Source organism: Mucilaginibacter aquaedulcis (assembly GCF_030409325.1).
Lineage (GTDB): Bacteria > Bacteroidota > Bacteroidia > Sphingobacteriales > Sphingobacteriaceae > Mucilaginibacter > Mucilaginibacter aquaedulcis.
The window spans coordinates 1,082,362-1,100,392 of record NZ_JAUFPR010000001.1; the positions used below are offsets into that span (position 1 = coordinate 1,082,362).

Annotated in this window: 13 protein-coding genes; 6 read left to right on the plus strand and 7 right to left on the minus strand. The window is 38.5% G+C overall.

Going from position 1 to position 18,031, the window contains the following annotated elements; translation table 11 throughout:
• Positions 1–4: 4 nt before the first annotated feature.
• The 3 genes from QWZ01_RS04520 to QWZ01_RS04530 are packed head-to-tail and all read left to right on the plus strand — an operon-like array spanning position 5 to position 3,107.
• Positions 5–1,273 (plus strand): O-antigen ligase family protein, encoded by a 1,269-nt coding sequence (locus QWZ01_RS04520; RefSeq protein ID WP_290322045.1) that lies wholly within the window; start codon positions 5–7, stop codon positions 1,271–1,273.
• A complete protein-coding gene (locus QWZ01_RS04525; protein ID WP_290322046.1) occupies positions 1,263–1,961 on the plus strand; it encodes an acyltransferase in 699 nt (232 codons plus the stop codon). Before QWZ01_RS04520 ends, QWZ01_RS04525 begins: the two co-directional genes overlap by 11 nt.
• 3 nt (positions 1,962–1,964) lie before the next feature.
• A complete protein-coding gene (locus QWZ01_RS04530; protein ID WP_290322047.1) occupies positions 1,965–3,107 on the plus strand; it encodes a glycosyltransferase family 4 protein in 1,143 nt (380 codons plus the stop codon).
• Between the two features lie 42 nt (positions 3,108–3,149).
• On the opposite strand, the gene QWZ01_RS04535 is transcribed toward QWZ01_RS04530, so the two are convergent.
• Entirely contained in the window at positions 3,150–4,250 is a 1,101-nt protein-coding gene (locus QWZ01_RS04535; RefSeq protein WP_290322048.1) for a glycosyltransferase, read from the minus strand.
• 13 nt (positions 4,251–4,263) lie between these two features.
• Positions 4,264–5,208 (minus strand): SDR family oxidoreductase, encoded by a 945-nt coding sequence (locus tag QWZ01_RS04540; protein WP_290322049.1) that lies wholly within the window; start codon positions 5,206–5,208, stop codon positions 4,264–4,266.
• Between the two features lie 830 nt (positions 5,209–6,038).
• Between QWZ01_RS04540 and QWZ01_RS04545 the strand changes: the two genes are divergently transcribed.
• The 3 genes from QWZ01_RS04545 to QWZ01_RS04555 all read left to right on the plus strand — a co-directional run bounded on the left by QWZ01_RS04545 (position 6,039) and on the right by QWZ01_RS04555 (position 10,696).
• Entirely contained in the window at positions 6,039–7,124 is a 1,086-nt protein-coding gene (locus tag QWZ01_RS04545; RefSeq protein WP_290322050.1) for a glycosyltransferase family 4 protein, read from the plus strand.
• A gap of 222 nt (positions 7,125–7,346) precedes the next feature.
• A complete protein-coding gene (locus QWZ01_RS04550) occupies positions 7,347–9,623 on the plus strand; it encodes an SLBB domain-containing protein (RefSeq protein ID WP_290322051.1) in 2,277 nt (758 codons plus the stop codon).
• A gap of 2 nt (positions 9,624–9,625) precedes the next feature.
• Positions 9,626–10,696: a hypothetical protein gene (locus tag QWZ01_RS04555; RefSeq protein ID WP_290322052.1), complete on the plus strand. Its 1,071-nt coding sequence runs from the start codon at positions 9,626–9,628 to the stop codon at positions 10,694–10,696.
• Here QWZ01_RS04555 and QWZ01_RS04560 read toward each other — a convergent pair.
• The 5 genes from QWZ01_RS04560 to QWZ01_RS04580 all read right to left on the minus strand — a co-directional run bounded on the left by QWZ01_RS04560 (position 10,686) and on the right by QWZ01_RS04580 (position 18,019).
• Complete coding sequence (locus QWZ01_RS04560; protein ID WP_290322053.1) at positions 10,686–12,386, minus strand: capsule assembly Wzi family protein; 1,701 nt, start codon at positions 12,384–12,386, stop codon at positions 10,686–10,688. The genes QWZ01_RS04555 and QWZ01_RS04560 overlap by 11 nt on opposite strands.
• A gap of 12 nt (positions 12,387–12,398) precedes the next feature.
• Positions 12,399–14,093, minus strand: a complete 1,695-nt coding sequence (locus QWZ01_RS04565; protein WP_290322054.1) for a capsule assembly Wzi family protein — start codon at positions 14,091–14,093, stop codon at positions 12,399–12,401.
• The gene (locus QWZ01_RS04570) at positions 14,090–14,731 is read right to left on the minus strand and encodes a hypothetical protein (protein ID WP_290322055.1); all 642 of its coding nucleotides are present in this window, start codon (positions 14,729–14,731) and stop codon (positions 14,090–14,092) included. The genes QWZ01_RS04565 and QWZ01_RS04570 overlap by 4 nt, the downstream gene beginning before the upstream one ends.
• Positions 14,732–16,684, minus strand: coding sequence for a polysaccharide biosynthesis protein (locus QWZ01_RS04575; RefSeq protein ID WP_290322056.1), 1,953 nt, complete (start codon positions 16,682–16,684; stop codon positions 14,732–14,734). It lies immediately after the preceding gene.
• 354 nt (positions 16,685–17,038) lie between these two features.
• The gene (locus QWZ01_RS04580; protein ID WP_290322057.1) at positions 17,039–18,019 is read right to left on the minus strand and encodes an MraY family glycosyltransferase; all 981 of its coding nucleotides are present in this window, start codon (positions 18,017–18,019) and stop codon (positions 17,039–17,041) included.
• Positions 18,020–18,031 lie beyond the last annotated feature (12 nt).

The following is an 18,031-nucleotide window of genomic DNA, read 5'->3' on the forward strand; positions in this document are numbered from 1 at the left end:
AGCAATGTCCGTTGCTTTTACATTGGGGCTTAAAGATGTTATTCCTTTAATGCAATCATTTAAGGAGATACTGATTTTCAGCCTGCTGATATTAAACATAGTCACTTTAAAATATCGACCGCGATTACATTTAATTGACTATGCTATTATAGCCTATTTTGTTTATATGTTAGCCTATGCCATATTACCTATTGGCGAGCAAAGTTTTTCGGAACGGTTAGTGGCGCTTAAAAGTAACTCGTTTTACATTGTAGTTTATTTCACGGCGCGCTTAATGGATATTCATAAAATCTACGTTAGTAAATATTTCAACTTCATTATCCTGCTAACTATAGGCGTAGGTATAGTACTTGTGGGCGAATTAATAGTAGGTCGCCAGCTGCAGAACTTTACCGGGTTTGCCGATTATAGCTATTACTTTTTCAACTTTGAACCAGGTGGTAACTTCGGTCTTAACTGGACTTTCGAGTCGGATGGCGGAACTCCCCGTTTTGCCAGTATCTTTACCAGCCCGCTTGAACATGCAGCAGCTACCCTATTGGCGCTATCAGTAATTTTAAGCCTCTACACTACCGATGAAAATAAAGTAACCATTAACAGTGTTGGCCTCGCGGCAATTGGAGCAACCGTTCTATCCATCATTTTTGCCATATCACGTGCACCGCTTATCAGTTATTTTCTGATCATATACGTGTACGCGCTCATCACCAAAAGAAAATTTATAACCAATACTATTCATGTTGTGGCAGGCCTTATTGCTGTATACTTCATCTATCTTTTTGCGCAATTTGAGCAAAATCATAATGGTTTGCTTGAAGTTGCCATGAATACAATAGATTTTAGTGACCCGTCAAGCGTGGGGCACGTGGTGGAATGGGTTGAAGGTATTTTGGCTATGATTGAACATCCGCTGGGCCTGGGGCTCGGTTCATCGGGCAGGGTTGCGGGCAGCCTTGGAGAAAATGTGGGCGGTGAGAACCAGTTTATTATTATTGGTGTGCAAACAGGGATAATTGCCCTATTTTTATACCTTTCAATTTATGTGATGTTTATCAAAACAGGGCTAAAATGGGTCAACAAGCTCAAAGGAAAAGAAAGAAAGATAATTATGGCTGTTTTATTGTTGAAGATCAGTTTTTTAATTCCGCTTATGACATCTGAGGTTGAATCATCATCCTATATTTCTTATATGAACTGGTTTTTATCCGGGCTGATGATCACCGTCATTATGCAAAGCAAAACCAATCAAATTCTTCCGGCAAATGATCATTGAGAAACTCATCAGAAAGTTAAAGAACGATCCCAACTACAAATGGGAAAGCGGATATACGGCTAAGGATTTGCTAATCATTAGTATGAGTCGGGGCGTGCAAATGTTAAGAGGACTGTATTTAAAACTGTTTTTAAAAAAATCATCGGGGCTTATATTCATGGGTAAAAACGTAAGGGTACGCCATGCATACATGTTAAGTACCGGAAAAAATTTAATACTTGAGGATAATGTAAGCATAAACGCGCTATCAGCAAATGGAATAACCTTTGGCGATGATGTATCTATTGCCAAAGATTCCATATTATTTGGCACCGGTGTTATAGCTTATAAAGGAACCGGCATTTCTATAGGCGACAGGACAGGGATCAGCGCCCGGGCCTATTTTGCCGGCCAAGGCGGAATAAGCATTGGCAAGGATGTGATCATGGGACCCAACGTACAGATCTTTTCAGAAAATCATAACTTTTCTGATCTGGAGCTTACTATAAAAGAGCAGGGCGTTACCAAAATAGCGGTAACCATTGAAGATAATTGCTGGATAGGTGCCGGGGCAACTATACTGGCAGGTGTGCATATAGGAAAGGGCTGTGTAATTGCGGCAAGCAGCGTGGTATCCAAATCTGTTCCGGCTAATTCTATTGTGGCAGGGGTTCCGGCAAAGGTTATTAAAAGCCGGGAAAGTATTTAGGTTATGGCAAAACCGTTAACTATAGCTGTTGATATCCGGGATCTCCGGCTGGCCAAAACCGGTACACGAACTTATCTTGAAGAAGTATACAAAGCGTTTAAAAAGATGGAAAGCGATGAGCTTCGTTTTCATTTTTTAGATACCTTTTTACCCGTTTATACAGGCACCAATAAATGGCTTAAATTAATTGAGCATGCTCGTTACCAGCTTTGGAAGCAGCTGTTTTTACCTCTTAAAGCCTGGACAAAAAGCTGTGGTATTGTATTCTGCACAGATAATTTTGTCCCGCTGATTCACCTGGGGTATCAAACCATTCCGGTTTTTCATGATGCGTTTTTCTTTGAAAGTCCCGGTGATTATGGAAAATTATGGTTATGGCTTTACAAGAAAACTGCTGTGCCGGCAGCTCGCAGATCGCCATTTGTAATTACACCTACGGCCTATGCCAGGCAACGTATCAATCATTTTACGCATATCCCGAACGAAAGGCTAAAGGTGGTGTATGAGGGCCCCAAAACTTTACCAGAGAATCAAAACCAGACAAATGAAGTTCAGCTTTTGACATCCTTAATGGTAAAGCCGGGTAATTATGTACTGCATGTGGGTTCTATGTTTAAACGAAAAAACATACCGGCCCTGGTTGAGGCCTTCGGTAAAATTAAAAAGCAGGGACACCCAAACTTGAAACTGGTATTGGCAGGCCCAAAACCAACAGTTAAAACTGATAACGATTATCAGCTTATTTTAAATACCATTAAACAGGCCGATGTTGAGCAGGACGTGGTTTTTACCGGATACCTATCTAACGAAGCATTAGGCACTCTTTATAAAAACGCTTTAATGTATGTGTTTCCATCGATAAATGAAGGCTTCGGAATACCCATACTGGAAGCTTTTCACAATGATTTACCAGTTATTGTTGCAGATAATACCTGCTTGCCCGAAGTTGGCGGCAATGCGGTTTTAACTTTCAATCCCTTTCTGCAGGATGATCTGTTTAAGAAAATGCAACTGTTACTAAATGATAGCGAATTGCGAAAAACAATGATCAATAAAGGACAACAACGTTTGGAAAGCTTTTCATGGCAAAAAACAGCAACCGAGCTTGTTGATATATTTAGAGCTGCAAAAGAAAAGCGCTTTTAATTTAAGGCTATGTTTGATGCAGAAGCATCTCTTTTAAAAGTGTTATTTTTGGAAGACTTCTACGTGCTCATCTGTTACCTTTTCCCAGTTAAACTCACTTAATGCACGTACCTGGGCTTTTTTTGCCAAAGCAACCATTTGATCGTGATTGGCTTCGCAAAAATTAATTTCTTCAGTTAATGATTCAATATTACCTTTTTTGAACTTGCGTGCAGTATTCTGTACTGCATACTCATTTTCTTCAATATCACTTACTATAAGTGGTACATTAAGCCCCATCACGGTAAGTACAACCGGCGAAAGCCCCTCCACATCAGAGGGCTGGATATAGCAGTAAGCGTTTGACATTAATGTATTAACATCATCGCCATAAATATAGCCTGGGAATAAAACATTGGGACCAGCTATATCCTGTAACTGCTGCTCATAAGGTGATGGGTTGGGAGAACCGCCTATCAATACCAGTTTTTTATCAGAATTTGAATTATTGAATGCCGGGATCAGGTAATGTAATCCTTTATCAGGAATAAAGCGGCCCACAAATAAATAATAATTCCCTTTTTGAATATTAAGCTGGTCAAATATGCCGTCGTTCCCTGCAGTTACTTCCACTTCGCTTCCAAAGGGAATAAATTTATATGTTTTATTAAATTTATCTTCAAAAAGCTTTTTGGCAATAACGTTGTCAAATATTACCTCGTTTGGGAAGTGGGCGGTAATATAAGCGGATAGTTTTAAGTATAATTTACCATACCAGGGCCATTTATCACGTTTCCAATCCACACCATCCTGGCTTATAAAAACTTTTTTGCCAAATAATCTGAGTGGAAGTGCCCAAATACTATTACCTCCGTTTTGTATATGTACAATATCGGCAGTATTATTTATAATAATATCTAAGGTACTTCTGAAAGAGTGCCAAAGGGTATCAAACCCTTTCCTTTTGGTGGTTTTGATGGTTTTAACCTTAACTCCCTTATACTCTTTAACGTCTACAAAAACATCAGGATATCGCCTGTTATAGGCCACAACCGTGTGTCCTCTTTCTACAAGTCTTGGAAATAATTCCATAGCAAACTTGTCTGCACCGGCAGCACCTTTTGAGGGAGGAATTGATCTGAAACCAAAAGCGGCAATTCGCATCGAGTTTGAGCAACTAAGAAATAATGATCTCTTCTTTTACCGGAAGCTGTACTTCTGTGGTCAAAAAATCAGCATAATAATCGTTGATATACTCACGCAACGCAATTCTCCAGTCTTGCATAATATTCAGGTTACGCAATTCCAGTTTCTTGTTAACCAAGCGCTCTGAAGGCGGACGCGGGGCAAAATAGGTATTTTCAAAGTATGATGATGTAACCTCATGGCATCTTACCTGGTTTTCCAGGCCTAACACCTTAATCAGCTCAAGCGCAACACCCATTCGTGAGGTTTCGCCACCGCATACCATGTTATATAAGCCCCAGTATTCTTTTTCTACAAGTAGTTTTACGTTTTTAGCAAAATCAACCGTATAGGTTGGGGTACCATCTTTATCGTTAACGATATACAGATCACGCTTTCCGCTGTTGAGCTGCTTTATGATCTTGTTGATGAATTTTTTGTCCTTATCAGGACCGCCGCCCATCATCCAGCCGGCACGGCAAATGATAAATCGCTTGGCATTTTCACGCACAAAACGTTCGCCCATATATTTTGACCGGGCGTAATGACCCAGCGGATTAGGCTCATCCCAATCATCGTAAAAATCTTTCTTACCGTCAAATATTCCGGCTGTACTAATATATAGAAGGGGGATATTTAATTTATTAGCAATAAATACCGCGTTTTCAACCGATGTTGTATTGGTTAGATAGGTGTCGTCGGCATTAAGTTCACAAAATTCAAGATCGGTATAGGCCCCAAGGTGGAACAAATAATCGGGTTTAAATGCCTCTACGTCTTTTTTGTAATTTTGAAAATCACGAAAGTCTAAAAAACTAAGCCAGTTTTCATTTACATCCTTATCGGTACATCTAATTTCGTAGTCATCTTTAAATATGCGGTAAAAAGCCTGACCTAGCATTCCTCCCGCGCCAGCAATGTAAATTTTTTTCTTCATATAAAATTTGAAGCTATCCCAACAAACTTGGTAGATGTTTTAATAGCTATAAGAAAAACTGTTTTTAATAGATTTCAACCCTCAAAATTAACTTTTTTTACTACACTACCCGAATATTTTTTCTGAAAAACATTTATTATTCAATTTACCTATGAAATCCCGGGCAATGTAAGTAATCAGCATTAAAAAAAATAAATGAAAACACTTATTAATCCAGCTGCAAACTAAAAAAAATAATAACTTGATTATAATAATCTTTCACCATGTACCCTCCTTTTGTAACCGCCGTTACAATCCAGGATTTCTCTTTAGTAATCAAATATAAATTAATACAAGCATCTTTAAATTTTGTTTGTTCCCGCATTCAGCTAATCAATATGCTAATCTTATCTTATACCGTTCATTACAACGAATACCTTTATTATTAATTATATCTGATAAGTAAGGAGGGGCTATTTTACTTACATAAATAATGCATTTCAAACCTTTGAGCAAAAAATGACTATAATGAGATCCGTTTTCGATAAAGAACAACCGGACCATACGCTAAGCTTATATATTTCCATTTTCAAATATGAAAGTATCCTGGTTATCTATATAGAAAATGGCATAGTTAGGAAAAGCACCTATCGAAATATATTATTTCTTCCCTGCCGGTAAAATACCGGAATGCCTAATATTTAAAGGTAATACCTCCTAATAGGCTGCTTATTTAAATAATGATCAAATAATAAAACCTGATCAACAATTTGACTTATTATCTATAATCTTTAACTTCGACCCCTTTCTTACCCTAACTTTGGCGGGCATTGAACGTTAATGGAAATAAAATGAAAGTAGCATTTATTGTAAGGCCAAATTTATATACAATAGCTGGCGGCGATACGGTACAGATTGATCAAACGGCCAAACAGTTAAGAATTCTTGGGGTTGAAGTCGATATTTTGCTATCAAATGCTGAGATAGCTTATAACCGGTACGACCTTCTTAATTTTTTTCACATTACACGTCCGGCAGCTATTATTAATCACTGTCAATTATCCAACCTGCCATTTGTTGTATCAACAATATTTTGCGCCTACGGTGATTATTATAAATATAATCAAACGGGTATAAATTTGTTGTTCTCAAAGATGTCAGAAGACACTAAGGATTACTTCAGAAATGTATTGAGATGGCTGCGCGGGCGCGAACGTTTACCGGTGAGTTATCTTTGGAAAGGTCAGCGCAAAAGCATAATAAAAGTTTTAAAAACAACCGATATGGTATTACCCAACTCGCAATCCGAGTTAGACAGGTTGGCAAAAGATTATGCAAGTAGTGCCAGGCATGCTATTATAACAAATGGCATTAATCCGAATCGGTTTCCGTTCAATTCAGCCATAGCCAAAGACGAAAAATTGATTATCAGTGTTGGGCGGATAGAGAAAAGAAAAAATCAGTTAAACTTGATCAAAGCTGTAAATAATTCTGACTATAAGCTTGTTCTTATAGGTGCACCATCCCCCAACCAGTCTAAATATTACCAGCAATGTATTGATCATGCCGGGCCAAACGTTAGCTTTCTGAATAGGTTGCCGCACGATGAGATGGTTAAATACTATCAATTGGCTAAAATACATGTGCTGGCCAGTTGGTTTGAAACTACAGGATTAAGCTCTTTGGAGGCGGCCATAATGCGTTGTAATATTGTTATAACTGATAAAGGAGACACATCCGATTATTTCGCCAATGATGCTTTTTATTGTGACCCTGCAAGCCCTGAGAGCATAAGAGCAGCTATTGACCAGGCGAGTAAAGTATCATTTAATGAGGCTTTGATAGATCGTATTTTAACACAACATACCTGGAAAAAGGCCGCAGAACAAACCCTTCAGGCTTATAACCTATTATTGGCCTCAAAAAAACAATTATGATTTAACGTTTTATGATATGCCTTATAACATAAAACGTTAAAACACGTTACCAACTTGCAGTTCATAGCTTATGTGTGTCAACTTACAGAGGGTTATCAAAATAGTTTTACCTCATATAATATTTTATATTTGCAAACTTATTTAAACATCAATCTTTTCATGCATAACAAATACTTACCGTACATATTACTTCTTGTGTTAACCATTTTCTTTAAACCAGTAATGGCACAGGAAGTATCCATGAGCGATATTCAAAACATAAAAGTAAGCCAGCTTAGCGACGAACAAGTAACCCAGGCATGGAAAAAACTGCAGGACTCTGGTATATCTGAACAGGATGCTTATAAATTATTAGCTCAAAAAGGTATGCCTCCAACAGAAATTGAGGCCTTGAAAGACAGGGTAGCTTTACTTGGCTTAAATAAAAAAGCCGCGGTTAAGTCATCAACCCCCGAAAAGAAGAAGATTGATTTTTCACGTGAAATTGATGATTCTGTAATTACACCTAAAGTTGTTAAGCCACAAGCCCCCGCTCCGGCTCCTCCTGCTTTAACTGTTTATGGCAGCGAGTTCTTTAATCAATCAGCAATAAAGTTTGAGCCTAATTTTTCAGTTGCCACACCCAAAGGTTATGTTTTAGGTCCTGGCGATGAGGTTATTGTACTGGTTACGGGCCTTAATGAAAGTTCGGTACGGTCAAAAGTGAGCCCGGAGGGTAACTTGCAGATCCCTTATGCAGGTATTGTTTATGTAAACGGATTTACCATTGAGCAGGCAACCGGGCTCATCAAAAGTAAAATGGCTAAAGTTTACCCGGCTTTAAATTCTGGCCAAACCAGCTTATCTGTAAACCTGGGTAATACACGCAGTATTAAGATAACTATTGTGGGCGAGGTTAAAACACCTGGCTCTTACACCCTATCGTCCTTATCTACCCTGTTTAATGCTCTTTATAACTCTGGCGGCCCCAACAACAATGGATCGTTAAGAAACATTGAACTGATCAGGAACAACCGAGTTTTTAAAACGGTAGATTTTTATACTTTTTTAGAAAAGGGCCTGCTTGACGGTAACATCCGCCTGGAAGATCAGGACGTAATACGTATACCTGTTTACAAAAAAAGGGTTGGTATTCGCGGTGAGGTAAAAAGACCCGCTATTTACGAACTCAGGGAGAATGAACAACTCGAAAACCTGATCACATATGCCGGTGGTTATACAGATGTGGCCTATAAGGGCGCTGCCAAGGTTGACCAGATCAACACATTGGAGCGTGAGGTTAAGGATGTACCGGCCAACCTGTTTTCAAACTACATTCCCCGTAACGGCGATTTGGTTGAGATTGGAGCCATAACCAACCGCTACACCAACCGTATTATGCTGGAAGGGTCGGTTTATCGTCCGGGTATTTATGAGCTTACAGCAGGGTTTACATTAGGCCAGTTACTAAAAAATGCTCAGGGATTAAAACCTGAAGCTTATATGGAGCGTGGCTATATTAAAAGAACGCTCCCTAACCTTGAAAAGGACTTTATTTCTTTTAAACCATCTGATATCATCAGCGGTAAAAACGATATTCCATTATTACGCGAAGATTCGGTTGTGATTCTTGACCGCGAGGTGTTCACTTCTAACCAAAAGATCACTGTAAATGGTTATGTACGCAATCCATCTATTTTCACCTATCGCAAAGGGCTTAAATTGGCCGACGCTATTGCCATGTCGGGCGGTTTTGCTGATGAAGCTGCTGATCATCACGTTGAGATATCCAGGATCATTAAAAATGAGTCTGACAGTGTTGCCAACCAGCTGGTACATACCTATATCGTTGATCTGGATAAACTATCGGGCAATGAAGGAGAAATGGAGCTTCAGCCAATGGATTTTGTATACGTACCACGCCTGGTAAATTACAGATCATTGGGTAATGTGAAAGTGAAAGGCGAGGTCGTATTCCCTGGCGATTATGCCGTTCAAAAAAGAGATGAAACCGCACTTGATTTCCTAAAAAGAGCCGGAGGCATAACACCTTACGGTTCACTTGAAAATGCCCAAGTTTACCGCAAAGGTGTACGCGTAAACCTTGACCTGGCTTCTACCAGCAAAGAACCTGGTGTTAATAAAGATATGATCATGCTGCCCGGAGATAGTGTATATGTACCAAGGGTTATCTCTTACGTTGAGGTTAGTGGCGCCGTAAACAATCCGCAATATATCAGTTACGCTGGCCGTAGCTTTAAATATTACATTAATGCTGCAGCGGGCACAACACAAAATGCACGTTTAAAAGGAGCATATATTAAATATCCCGATGGCTTAAACCAGCCTGTAAGGCATTTCTTGTTCTTCCGTAATTATCCAACAGTAAAACCGGGAAGTAAGATTGTGGTTCCGGAAAAAACGCCTGATACCAGGTTTAAAATAGGATTTGGGGATATTGGTGGCTTAGCCGCGGTACTCACTGCACTGGTAAGTTTGGTTGCTATTATACATAAATAAACATGAACCCGCAAAGTAATACACCTTACCCATACGAGCAGGAATTTTCTTTTAAAAAGCTTTTTGACGAACGTAAAGAAGATATCAGGTATATTCTTCAATTTAAAAAAGTACTTGCCGGAGTTTTAATAGCAGGCGCACTTATAGGTGCATTAACAGCCTGGCTATGGACACCAAGCTATACAGCCCGCTTAACCTTTGTTGTTGATGATTCCAAATCAGCAGGCAGCGCGGGAGGCTTATCAGCCCTTGCAGGCCAGTTTGGGTTTAATCTGGACGGATTAGGTGGCGCAAGCGGAGTGTTGGCAGGTGATAACGTAGAAGAGCTGATCAAGAGTACTAAACTCATCAAAGCAACCCTCCTATCTGCCTATGATGATCATCAAACACTGGCCGACAGGTATGCTGATGTGAATAAGCTCAATAAAAAGTGGCTAAAATATAGTCCTGATGGCAAAATAACCCGCTTTCCGCTAAACGGAATTCACAATACCAGGCTGCAGGATAGTTTATTGCACGAAATGACCACCTTAATACTATCCGGTGATTTCGGGATATCAAAACCGGATAAAAAGCTAAGCTTTTTTGAAGTGAATACAACCATGAAGGATGAAAAGCTGGCCTTGCTTTTTTGCAACCGCATGATCAAGCAATCAACAGATTTCTTTATTAGTACTAAAACTAAAAGGCTAAGAGGTAATGTTGACCGGCTGCAACACCGTGCCGATAGTATTGGAGCGATATTAAACCGTAAAACGTATGCCCTATCATCGGCCAATCAAAGTTTGCTGGATATTAACCCTGCTTATACTACGGCTAATGCTAATGTTGAGGTTCGTGAACGTGATAAAATTGTGTTAACCACTATTTACTCTGAAACGGTTAAAAACCTGGAATCAAGCAAAACAATGCTTGCTCAGGAAACACCAACCGTTCAAATTGTGGATGAACCGGAAATACCCCTAAAAAAGAATAAGCTAAAATATTCCATAGCTATACCAACCGGCATTTTACTTTCAGGAATATTATTTAGCTTATATGTTTTGTTAACCAGAAAAAAGGCTAAAATCTAAACGTTACTCCAAGTTCCGCATGCAGGTTATAAACATTGTTATGCGGAATATAATATTGGTCTGGAACGTAATCTTTCAAAACCCAATTATAGTTTAAGGATTTTATCTCCTGAATCTTGGCATTAAACACCAGGTTTTTATAACTCCACTCGCCGTTAAGTGCAAATGCAAAGTCTACCCATTTTCTGCTATTACCATTAATGTCTGGAAAAGCCACCTCATAAAGATCTACATTATGTTCATAGCGCTCAATTCCGAATCCAAGCTTTTTAAGGCCCGAAACCCAGCTTACATCTATTGATTGTAAATTTCCGCCAGTGCCTGTTCCAGCACCTAAAATCTGGCCCAAATTAGTGTGCCCATCACTAACGCCACCATGAATATACCATCCATAAGCCTGCCTTACTAATCTATCCGGAGTTTGCGAAAGCTGAGTTACTTCACCACTAAATAAAATATGCTGATCATTTGAGCCATTAAATGGCAACATTTTTCTGAAACCGAATATATAAGCTCTGGCATGATCGGGAGAACCTATAAAGTCTCTTATATTATATGAATTATCGTTTAAACCATATTCAAAATACACTTCAGCCTGTGCTTTTGTAAATAACCAACGGGCATATAACGAAGTATACTGATCGCGGGGAAACGGATCTCCGTCATTTGTATTCACCTTTTGGTAAGGCACAAAGAATGGTATATATCCGCTAAACCCTTTTACATCTTCATGGTAGGCATTAAACGTTCTTGTTAAGCCCAAAGTAAAACCTTGAATCCATTTGGGATGATAATTAATATTAAATCCTGTAAAATAACGCCAGTCCTTTGTTTTTGGAACCAATAAATTTGTTCCGTCAGACTGAGTGGTAACATCCATAGGCAAAAACCCGGAAGCATCAAGGCGTCCGGCTATTACCTGCCCTTCAAAAGAACCTATGTAAGTATTTATCGGTTTTACAGTGTTTAAGGTTAAGTGCTTAAACCCAGGTGCATTATTACTCAGAATCAGAGAATTTCTTATACCCGGGCCCCACCATAAATTTTCATTGGATAAGCCAAATGATACAGGCCCAAAAGTTAACCGTACACTACTTTGCCCCCAAAATGCTTTACTGTAAGCTCCATTTCCAAAGTGCTCCGGCATATCAATCTGATTGGCGAATATGTAAAAGTTATACAAATCCTGATCAGTGTGTCCTTTGGCAAAGCTTTCAAAAGGCAGATTAGCTGCATAAACAAACTCCGGGCGAAATTGAATACTCAAGGGGCCGTACTTAAAGAAAAAGCCACCGCTTACCATTGTTTGGTATCCCTTGGCAGGTATCATTGCCCCATCATTCCATCCGTATGGATGGTTTGAATTAAATTGTTGCTGCCAGGTAAGCGGTAAAACCTGAAAGACACCGTGACCATTACCAAAACTAATGGGGCCTGTACTCACCCAATGGTCGCGTTTTAAAGTGCTGTCCGGATCATATACATCATGAATTTGTGATTTATATCCAGGAAAAATGGGGCGTGCGGTAAAAGATAAATTGGAATCCACTTTTCCAACCAGCTGCATCCTCCTGTAATAATCATCCAAAACCGGTGTTCCAACCGGAACAGACTGAGCATTCGTTTTACCCGGCAATAATATTACCGCAATACTACATACTAAATATATTGCAAAAAATATCCTTCTCATTTAGATATAGTGTTAAAATCTGTAGGTAACACCCGCTTGAACTTGTAAATTAGATACGGTGATTCCGTTAACGAAATACGGCTCACCAGGAAGCTGCTTCAAATACCATTGATAATTTAAGGAACGTATACCTTGAATTTTGGCATTAAAAATCAAATTTTTATAATTCCATTCGCCGTTAAGTGCCAGGCTCAGATCAACCCAATGCCTCCTGAAATCCTGGCTATCATAATATGCATAATAGTAAAAATCGTTGTTATGTGCATAACGCTCTATTTGCAATCCTATTTTTTTTAGTCCTTTCACCCAGCTAACATCCAACGACTGTAAGTTTGCACCAGGACCAATACCAGCTCCCAAACTTTCGCCACGGTTAGTATATCCTTGACGGATACTTTTATTTACATACCACTCTGTTCCGTTCAAAATATTAGTAATATCGTTTTCCTGGAGTGTAGCCACTTCAACCCCTATCATGACGTTTTCTTCACGAGCTTTGTTGAAAGGTATTAATTTCCTGAGTCCCCAAACATATGCGCGTGATTTATCCGGAGAAAGCAATGCCTGCGTTAAATCGGCCGACGAATTATTGTGCCCCCACTCAAAGTACACCTCCGCATGTTCCTGCGGCCATAACCAGCGCATAAACAATGAACTCCTTTGATCCTTTTGATCAAGCGAAGCATCCGGGGCAGTAGTTGATTTTATAGGCGAAAAAAACGGTAAGTAATCACGTAATCCGTTTAAGTTTTTGCCATAAAGCTGCGAAGTTTGATCAAATCCTAAAAATAAGCCGGGTATCCACTTAGGTTGCCAGGTTACAATTATTCCTGATAAGTATCGCCAGTTATTCGGTTTTGGAACATACAAGTTGGTTCCGAAAAAAACATGATCAGGCACAAGCGGCGGAAATCCAGAATTTTCGAGCCTACCCGCAATCAGCTGACCTTCAAACGAACCTATAGCAGTTTTTATGGGGCGCAGCGTGTTGAAAGTTAAGTGCGTGAAACCCGGTGCAGAGTTACTCATCAATAAAGAATTTCGTATCCCTGGTCCCCACCATAAATTTTCTGTAGATAAACCAACAGAAAGATCCTTAAAATTTAACCTGATACTACTTTGGCCCCAAAATGCCCTATTATATGCACTGGTGCCAAACCTAACCGGCAAATCAATATTGTTGTAGATGTCATAATAGCGTGAAAATATAACATCATAATGCTGCTGATTAAATGTATCAAATGGAGCATTAACCGCAGATACAAATTCGGGTCTGAATTGTATGGTTAACGGCCCGTATTGCATAAATATACCTGCACTAAAATAGGTTTGCAGCCCTTTAGCCGGTATCATGGGCCCATCATTCCACCCGTATGGATGATTGGAATTAACCTGGGTTTGAAGTGTAAGTGGTAAAAAACTACCCTTCAGCTTACCGTTGGCCGATTGAAAAAAGCGATCGGCATTGAGTAAGTTATACCGTTTTTCGGTACTATCCGGATAAAATGGATCAGCGCCCTTTTTAATATAAGTAGGAAAAAGTGGCCTTACTGTGAACGACACACTTGAATCTGTATTACCCAAAAGCTGAGTTCTCCGGTAATAATCTTCTAAAGCTGCGGTACCAACGGGCAATGATTGCGAAAAAGCATTCAACCGCAATAAACTTAATACTACGGTTGCAATTAAAAGCTTGCTGGTCTTCATAAACTAATGGCTTTGATACTAATATTATCTACAGACCAGCTTTTCTCACATTTAGGATCTGGATAATCCTTTTGATCCAATCTATCTAAACATTCAAAAGCTATGCTGCCGCCTGAGTGTTTAAAAGTCTTGGTTATTTTATACATGGTTGTTCCGTTGGGGTCATTTTTCATACTGCATACACCCGGCAAATCAGTTCTGAACGCGCCAGAGCGGGGGTTATGATTATTATTAGGGTAATTATCAGGATAAGATTGAGGCGGGCATATGTTACCTTCTTTGCAATCGAGATTTGAAAATGTGGTGTTTATATATGGACCACCATCAATCAACATTTGCCATATGGCGGGCCCATCGGGTAGTAATTCTCCGCGCCAGTTATCGTGTATATACAAGTCAAAAGAAACTGTGATGAGATCGTGGGCCGGCAAATTATTCAGAGATAGCACAAAATCGCCATTGCTGAATTGCCCCAGCACATTTGAACCATTAAATTGACCAATAATGCCGCCTTTAATATTCGTTAAATCACTTGATTCAAAGTCATTATTATAGACCTCAACTTCATTGCGAACATGCTGCTTACACGATAGAAAAAGAATTAGAAAAAAAACAAGGGGGAGTAATTTTTTATTCATTTAACTAACATTAGCTATGAGATCCAGCTCTTCAAAGATGGAATTTTTACTTTTAAATTCGTGTACTATTTGTTTCATTGACCTCACTACTTGCTGGTCGTCATTGTTTTTGGCATGATGAATCAAATTGTATATCTGTTTTTCTATTTCGATGAACAAGTACTCCCTTACCTTACCTATCATGATTTTTTCGTGGTGGGTTGGCATGGTATTCTCGCTGTCATTCAATAACTCTTCATACAGTTTTTCGCCTGGTCTTAAACCTGTAAACTCAATTTTGATGTCCTGATCAGGTACTAAACCCGCTAAACGGATCATGCGGTGAGCAAGCTCAATAATTTTCACTGATTTACCCATATCAAATATGAATATTTCGCCTCCCCTTCCCATACAGCCGGCTTCCAGCACAAGTCTGCAGGCTTCAGGTATGGTCATAAAATAACGGGTAATCTCCGGATGAGTTACGGTTACAGGACCACCTTTTTCAATTTGCTGTTTAAAACGAGGTATAACCGATCCGTTTGATCCTAATACGTTCCCAAACCGGGTGGTAATGAAACGTGTATCGCAGCGGCTAAGGTTAAGCTGACTTAAACCATTGGTAAACCTGAAATCCCTGTTAATTAAAGCTTTATTTAAGGATTGAACATATATTTCAGCTATCCTTTTGGAAGCCCCCATTACATTAGTTGGGTTAACGGCCTTATCTGTAGAAATCATTACAAACTTTTGCACCCCATGTTTTACGGAAAGATCGGCAATGGTTTTAGTACCCAAAACATTGGTTTTAATGGCTTCTGCCGGGTTATCTTCCATTAAAGGAACATGTTTATATGCAGCTGCATGATACACATATTGCGGCTTATATGTTTCAAATAAGCTCTGCATCCGTTTCTCATCCTTTACATCCCCAACAAAGGCATGAAAATTCAGCTCGGTACGCATTTCCTTAATCTCCAGGTATAAATGATGCAAAGCTGTTTCTGCCTGATCGCACATGATGATCAAACCGGTATCAAACTTGAGCAACTGCCTTACAATCTCGCTGCCGATAGAACCTGCTGCACCTGTAATTAATATCCTTTTACCCTTTAATTCGCTTTGAATACCTGTAATATCAATCTCTATTGATTTTCTGTTTAGTAAATCCTCAATATTAATATTTTGAATTTGGGCGGGCTGTAACCTACCACTCGGCCAAACTTCATGCGGCGGGATATTTAATACCTTAATATCATTTTCAAGACATATATCAACCATTGCATTTTTGTGCTCAAGCGGTATAGTGTATGAGGCAAAAATGATCTCATCCAATTCATGTTCCTTTATCAGTAAAGGCAAATCTTTGGCATTTAGTATTTTAACACCATCAATTGTTTTACCAACTTTTCGCTGGTCATCATCAACAAAGGCTATAATATTTTTATTAACCTTATAATCGTGATCAAGAGTTCTTTTGGTAGCAACCCCGGCTTCGCCCGCGCCATAAATAATTACCCGTTGTTTATCCAGTTTAAGATTCTTCACATATAAAAAAGAATATTTAACCAAAATCCGGTAGGTAACCATCAATAAAAAGCAGGTTAAAGCATTTATAACCAATATGCCTGTTGTAATAAGGGCTACGCCGTAAAATGCCACTGAAGCAATATTGATCAGAAAAAATGCTCCGTTTGTTATCAATACTGATAAAAATATCCGGAAAGAATCCTGCGCGCTCGTGTACCTTATGATGCCTGCATAAGTTTTTACTGCAAAAAACACCACGGTGCTCACTACCGTAATTATTATAGCGTTTTGCGCAAATGCTAAATAATTAAGATGAGAGAAATCAAAATTATACTTGATGGCATAAGATACAGTAAAGGATAAAAGGCCTATAAGTAGGTCAAGTATAAAGATGATCCAGCGCGGCACTATATTCAATCGATAAAATAAAGCAGGTGATGTCATAGGTAATAGATGTTGGTATAGAAAACTAAAATATAAATCATAAATATGTATATAATTCAGGTTTTCTTTATGAGAATCTCGAACTTGTTACACATTTCTTATCATTATGATATATACCCGGTTTATTTTAAAGAAACTTAAAAATTTTCATATTTGTATTAACGTATTAAGTCTTAATTGTTATATTTAATAATCAGTAGCGACAAAAAACAACTTAGCCTTGCAAGGCCAAAGCAATGCTGATATTGAACGACTTTTAATTGACTAAACAACGAAGCAGACATTATATTACTGTTGACAAAAGTAACAAAACTTAAATTGTTTTTATATATTAAATATTTAATGTTATAACACCTAAACATTTTGTGTCTTAACATTAAAAATCCTGGTTGACCCTTCAATCATTAACCGGATTAAAATAAATACAACTATTGTAACTCCGGTAGTTAATAATAGATTAACAATTGATTGTGCAGAAATGTTTATCACAATTAAATTTACAATAGCCTGCAAAATTGCATATCCTCCCGCAACAACCAAATGCGGAATCTTTTTTTCATTTGCCCAAAATTGATAAAAATGACTTCTGTGCGCCTTAAAAATATTTTCTTTCCGTATTATTCTAAACAAAATCGTAGTTGAGGTATCCAAAACATATACTAATAACAATAAAAGATAATTAAGGTTATTAGTTTTAATTATTAACTGCAATAGAAAAAAGAGTACTATAAAACCCAAACCCACGCTCCCCACATCACCGGCAAAACATTTTGCTTTTTTCCGAAAATTAAAAAAATTGAAAACCAAGACGGCCAAAATTGGCAAGGTTAGCAGGCCTCTGTCTGTAAACGAAATAATATTACTGTTGATATAATACAAAGTAACTAATGTTACCAGACCAAAACCGCCCGTTATACCATTAATGCCATCCATAAAATTAATAGCGTTAATAATACCTATCACAAAAACAAAAGCAAGTAAAATCCAATAAAAAGGTAAATGATATATACCCAACTGGCTGAATAACAAAGCTACCGCTGTTAAATGAAAAACAATTCTGATTCTATTGCTGATTGGTTTAATGTCATCGGTAAAGCTTATCAAACAAATCAAAAACAGCCCTGAAAGAAAGTAGCTGTATCCCCATCCTAAATAAAAAGGACTTAGCAAAAGCAAAAGGCAAAATATTATGCCCCCACCCCTTATAGTTATTTTTGAATGCGAGCTCCGATGGTTGGGATGATCTATAATTTTGTATTTAAGAGCTATTCTGAAATACACCAATTCAATGGCAAATGCTATAAAAAAGAAAGTCAAAAGTGTCAGAAAACCCATACAATTACTGCT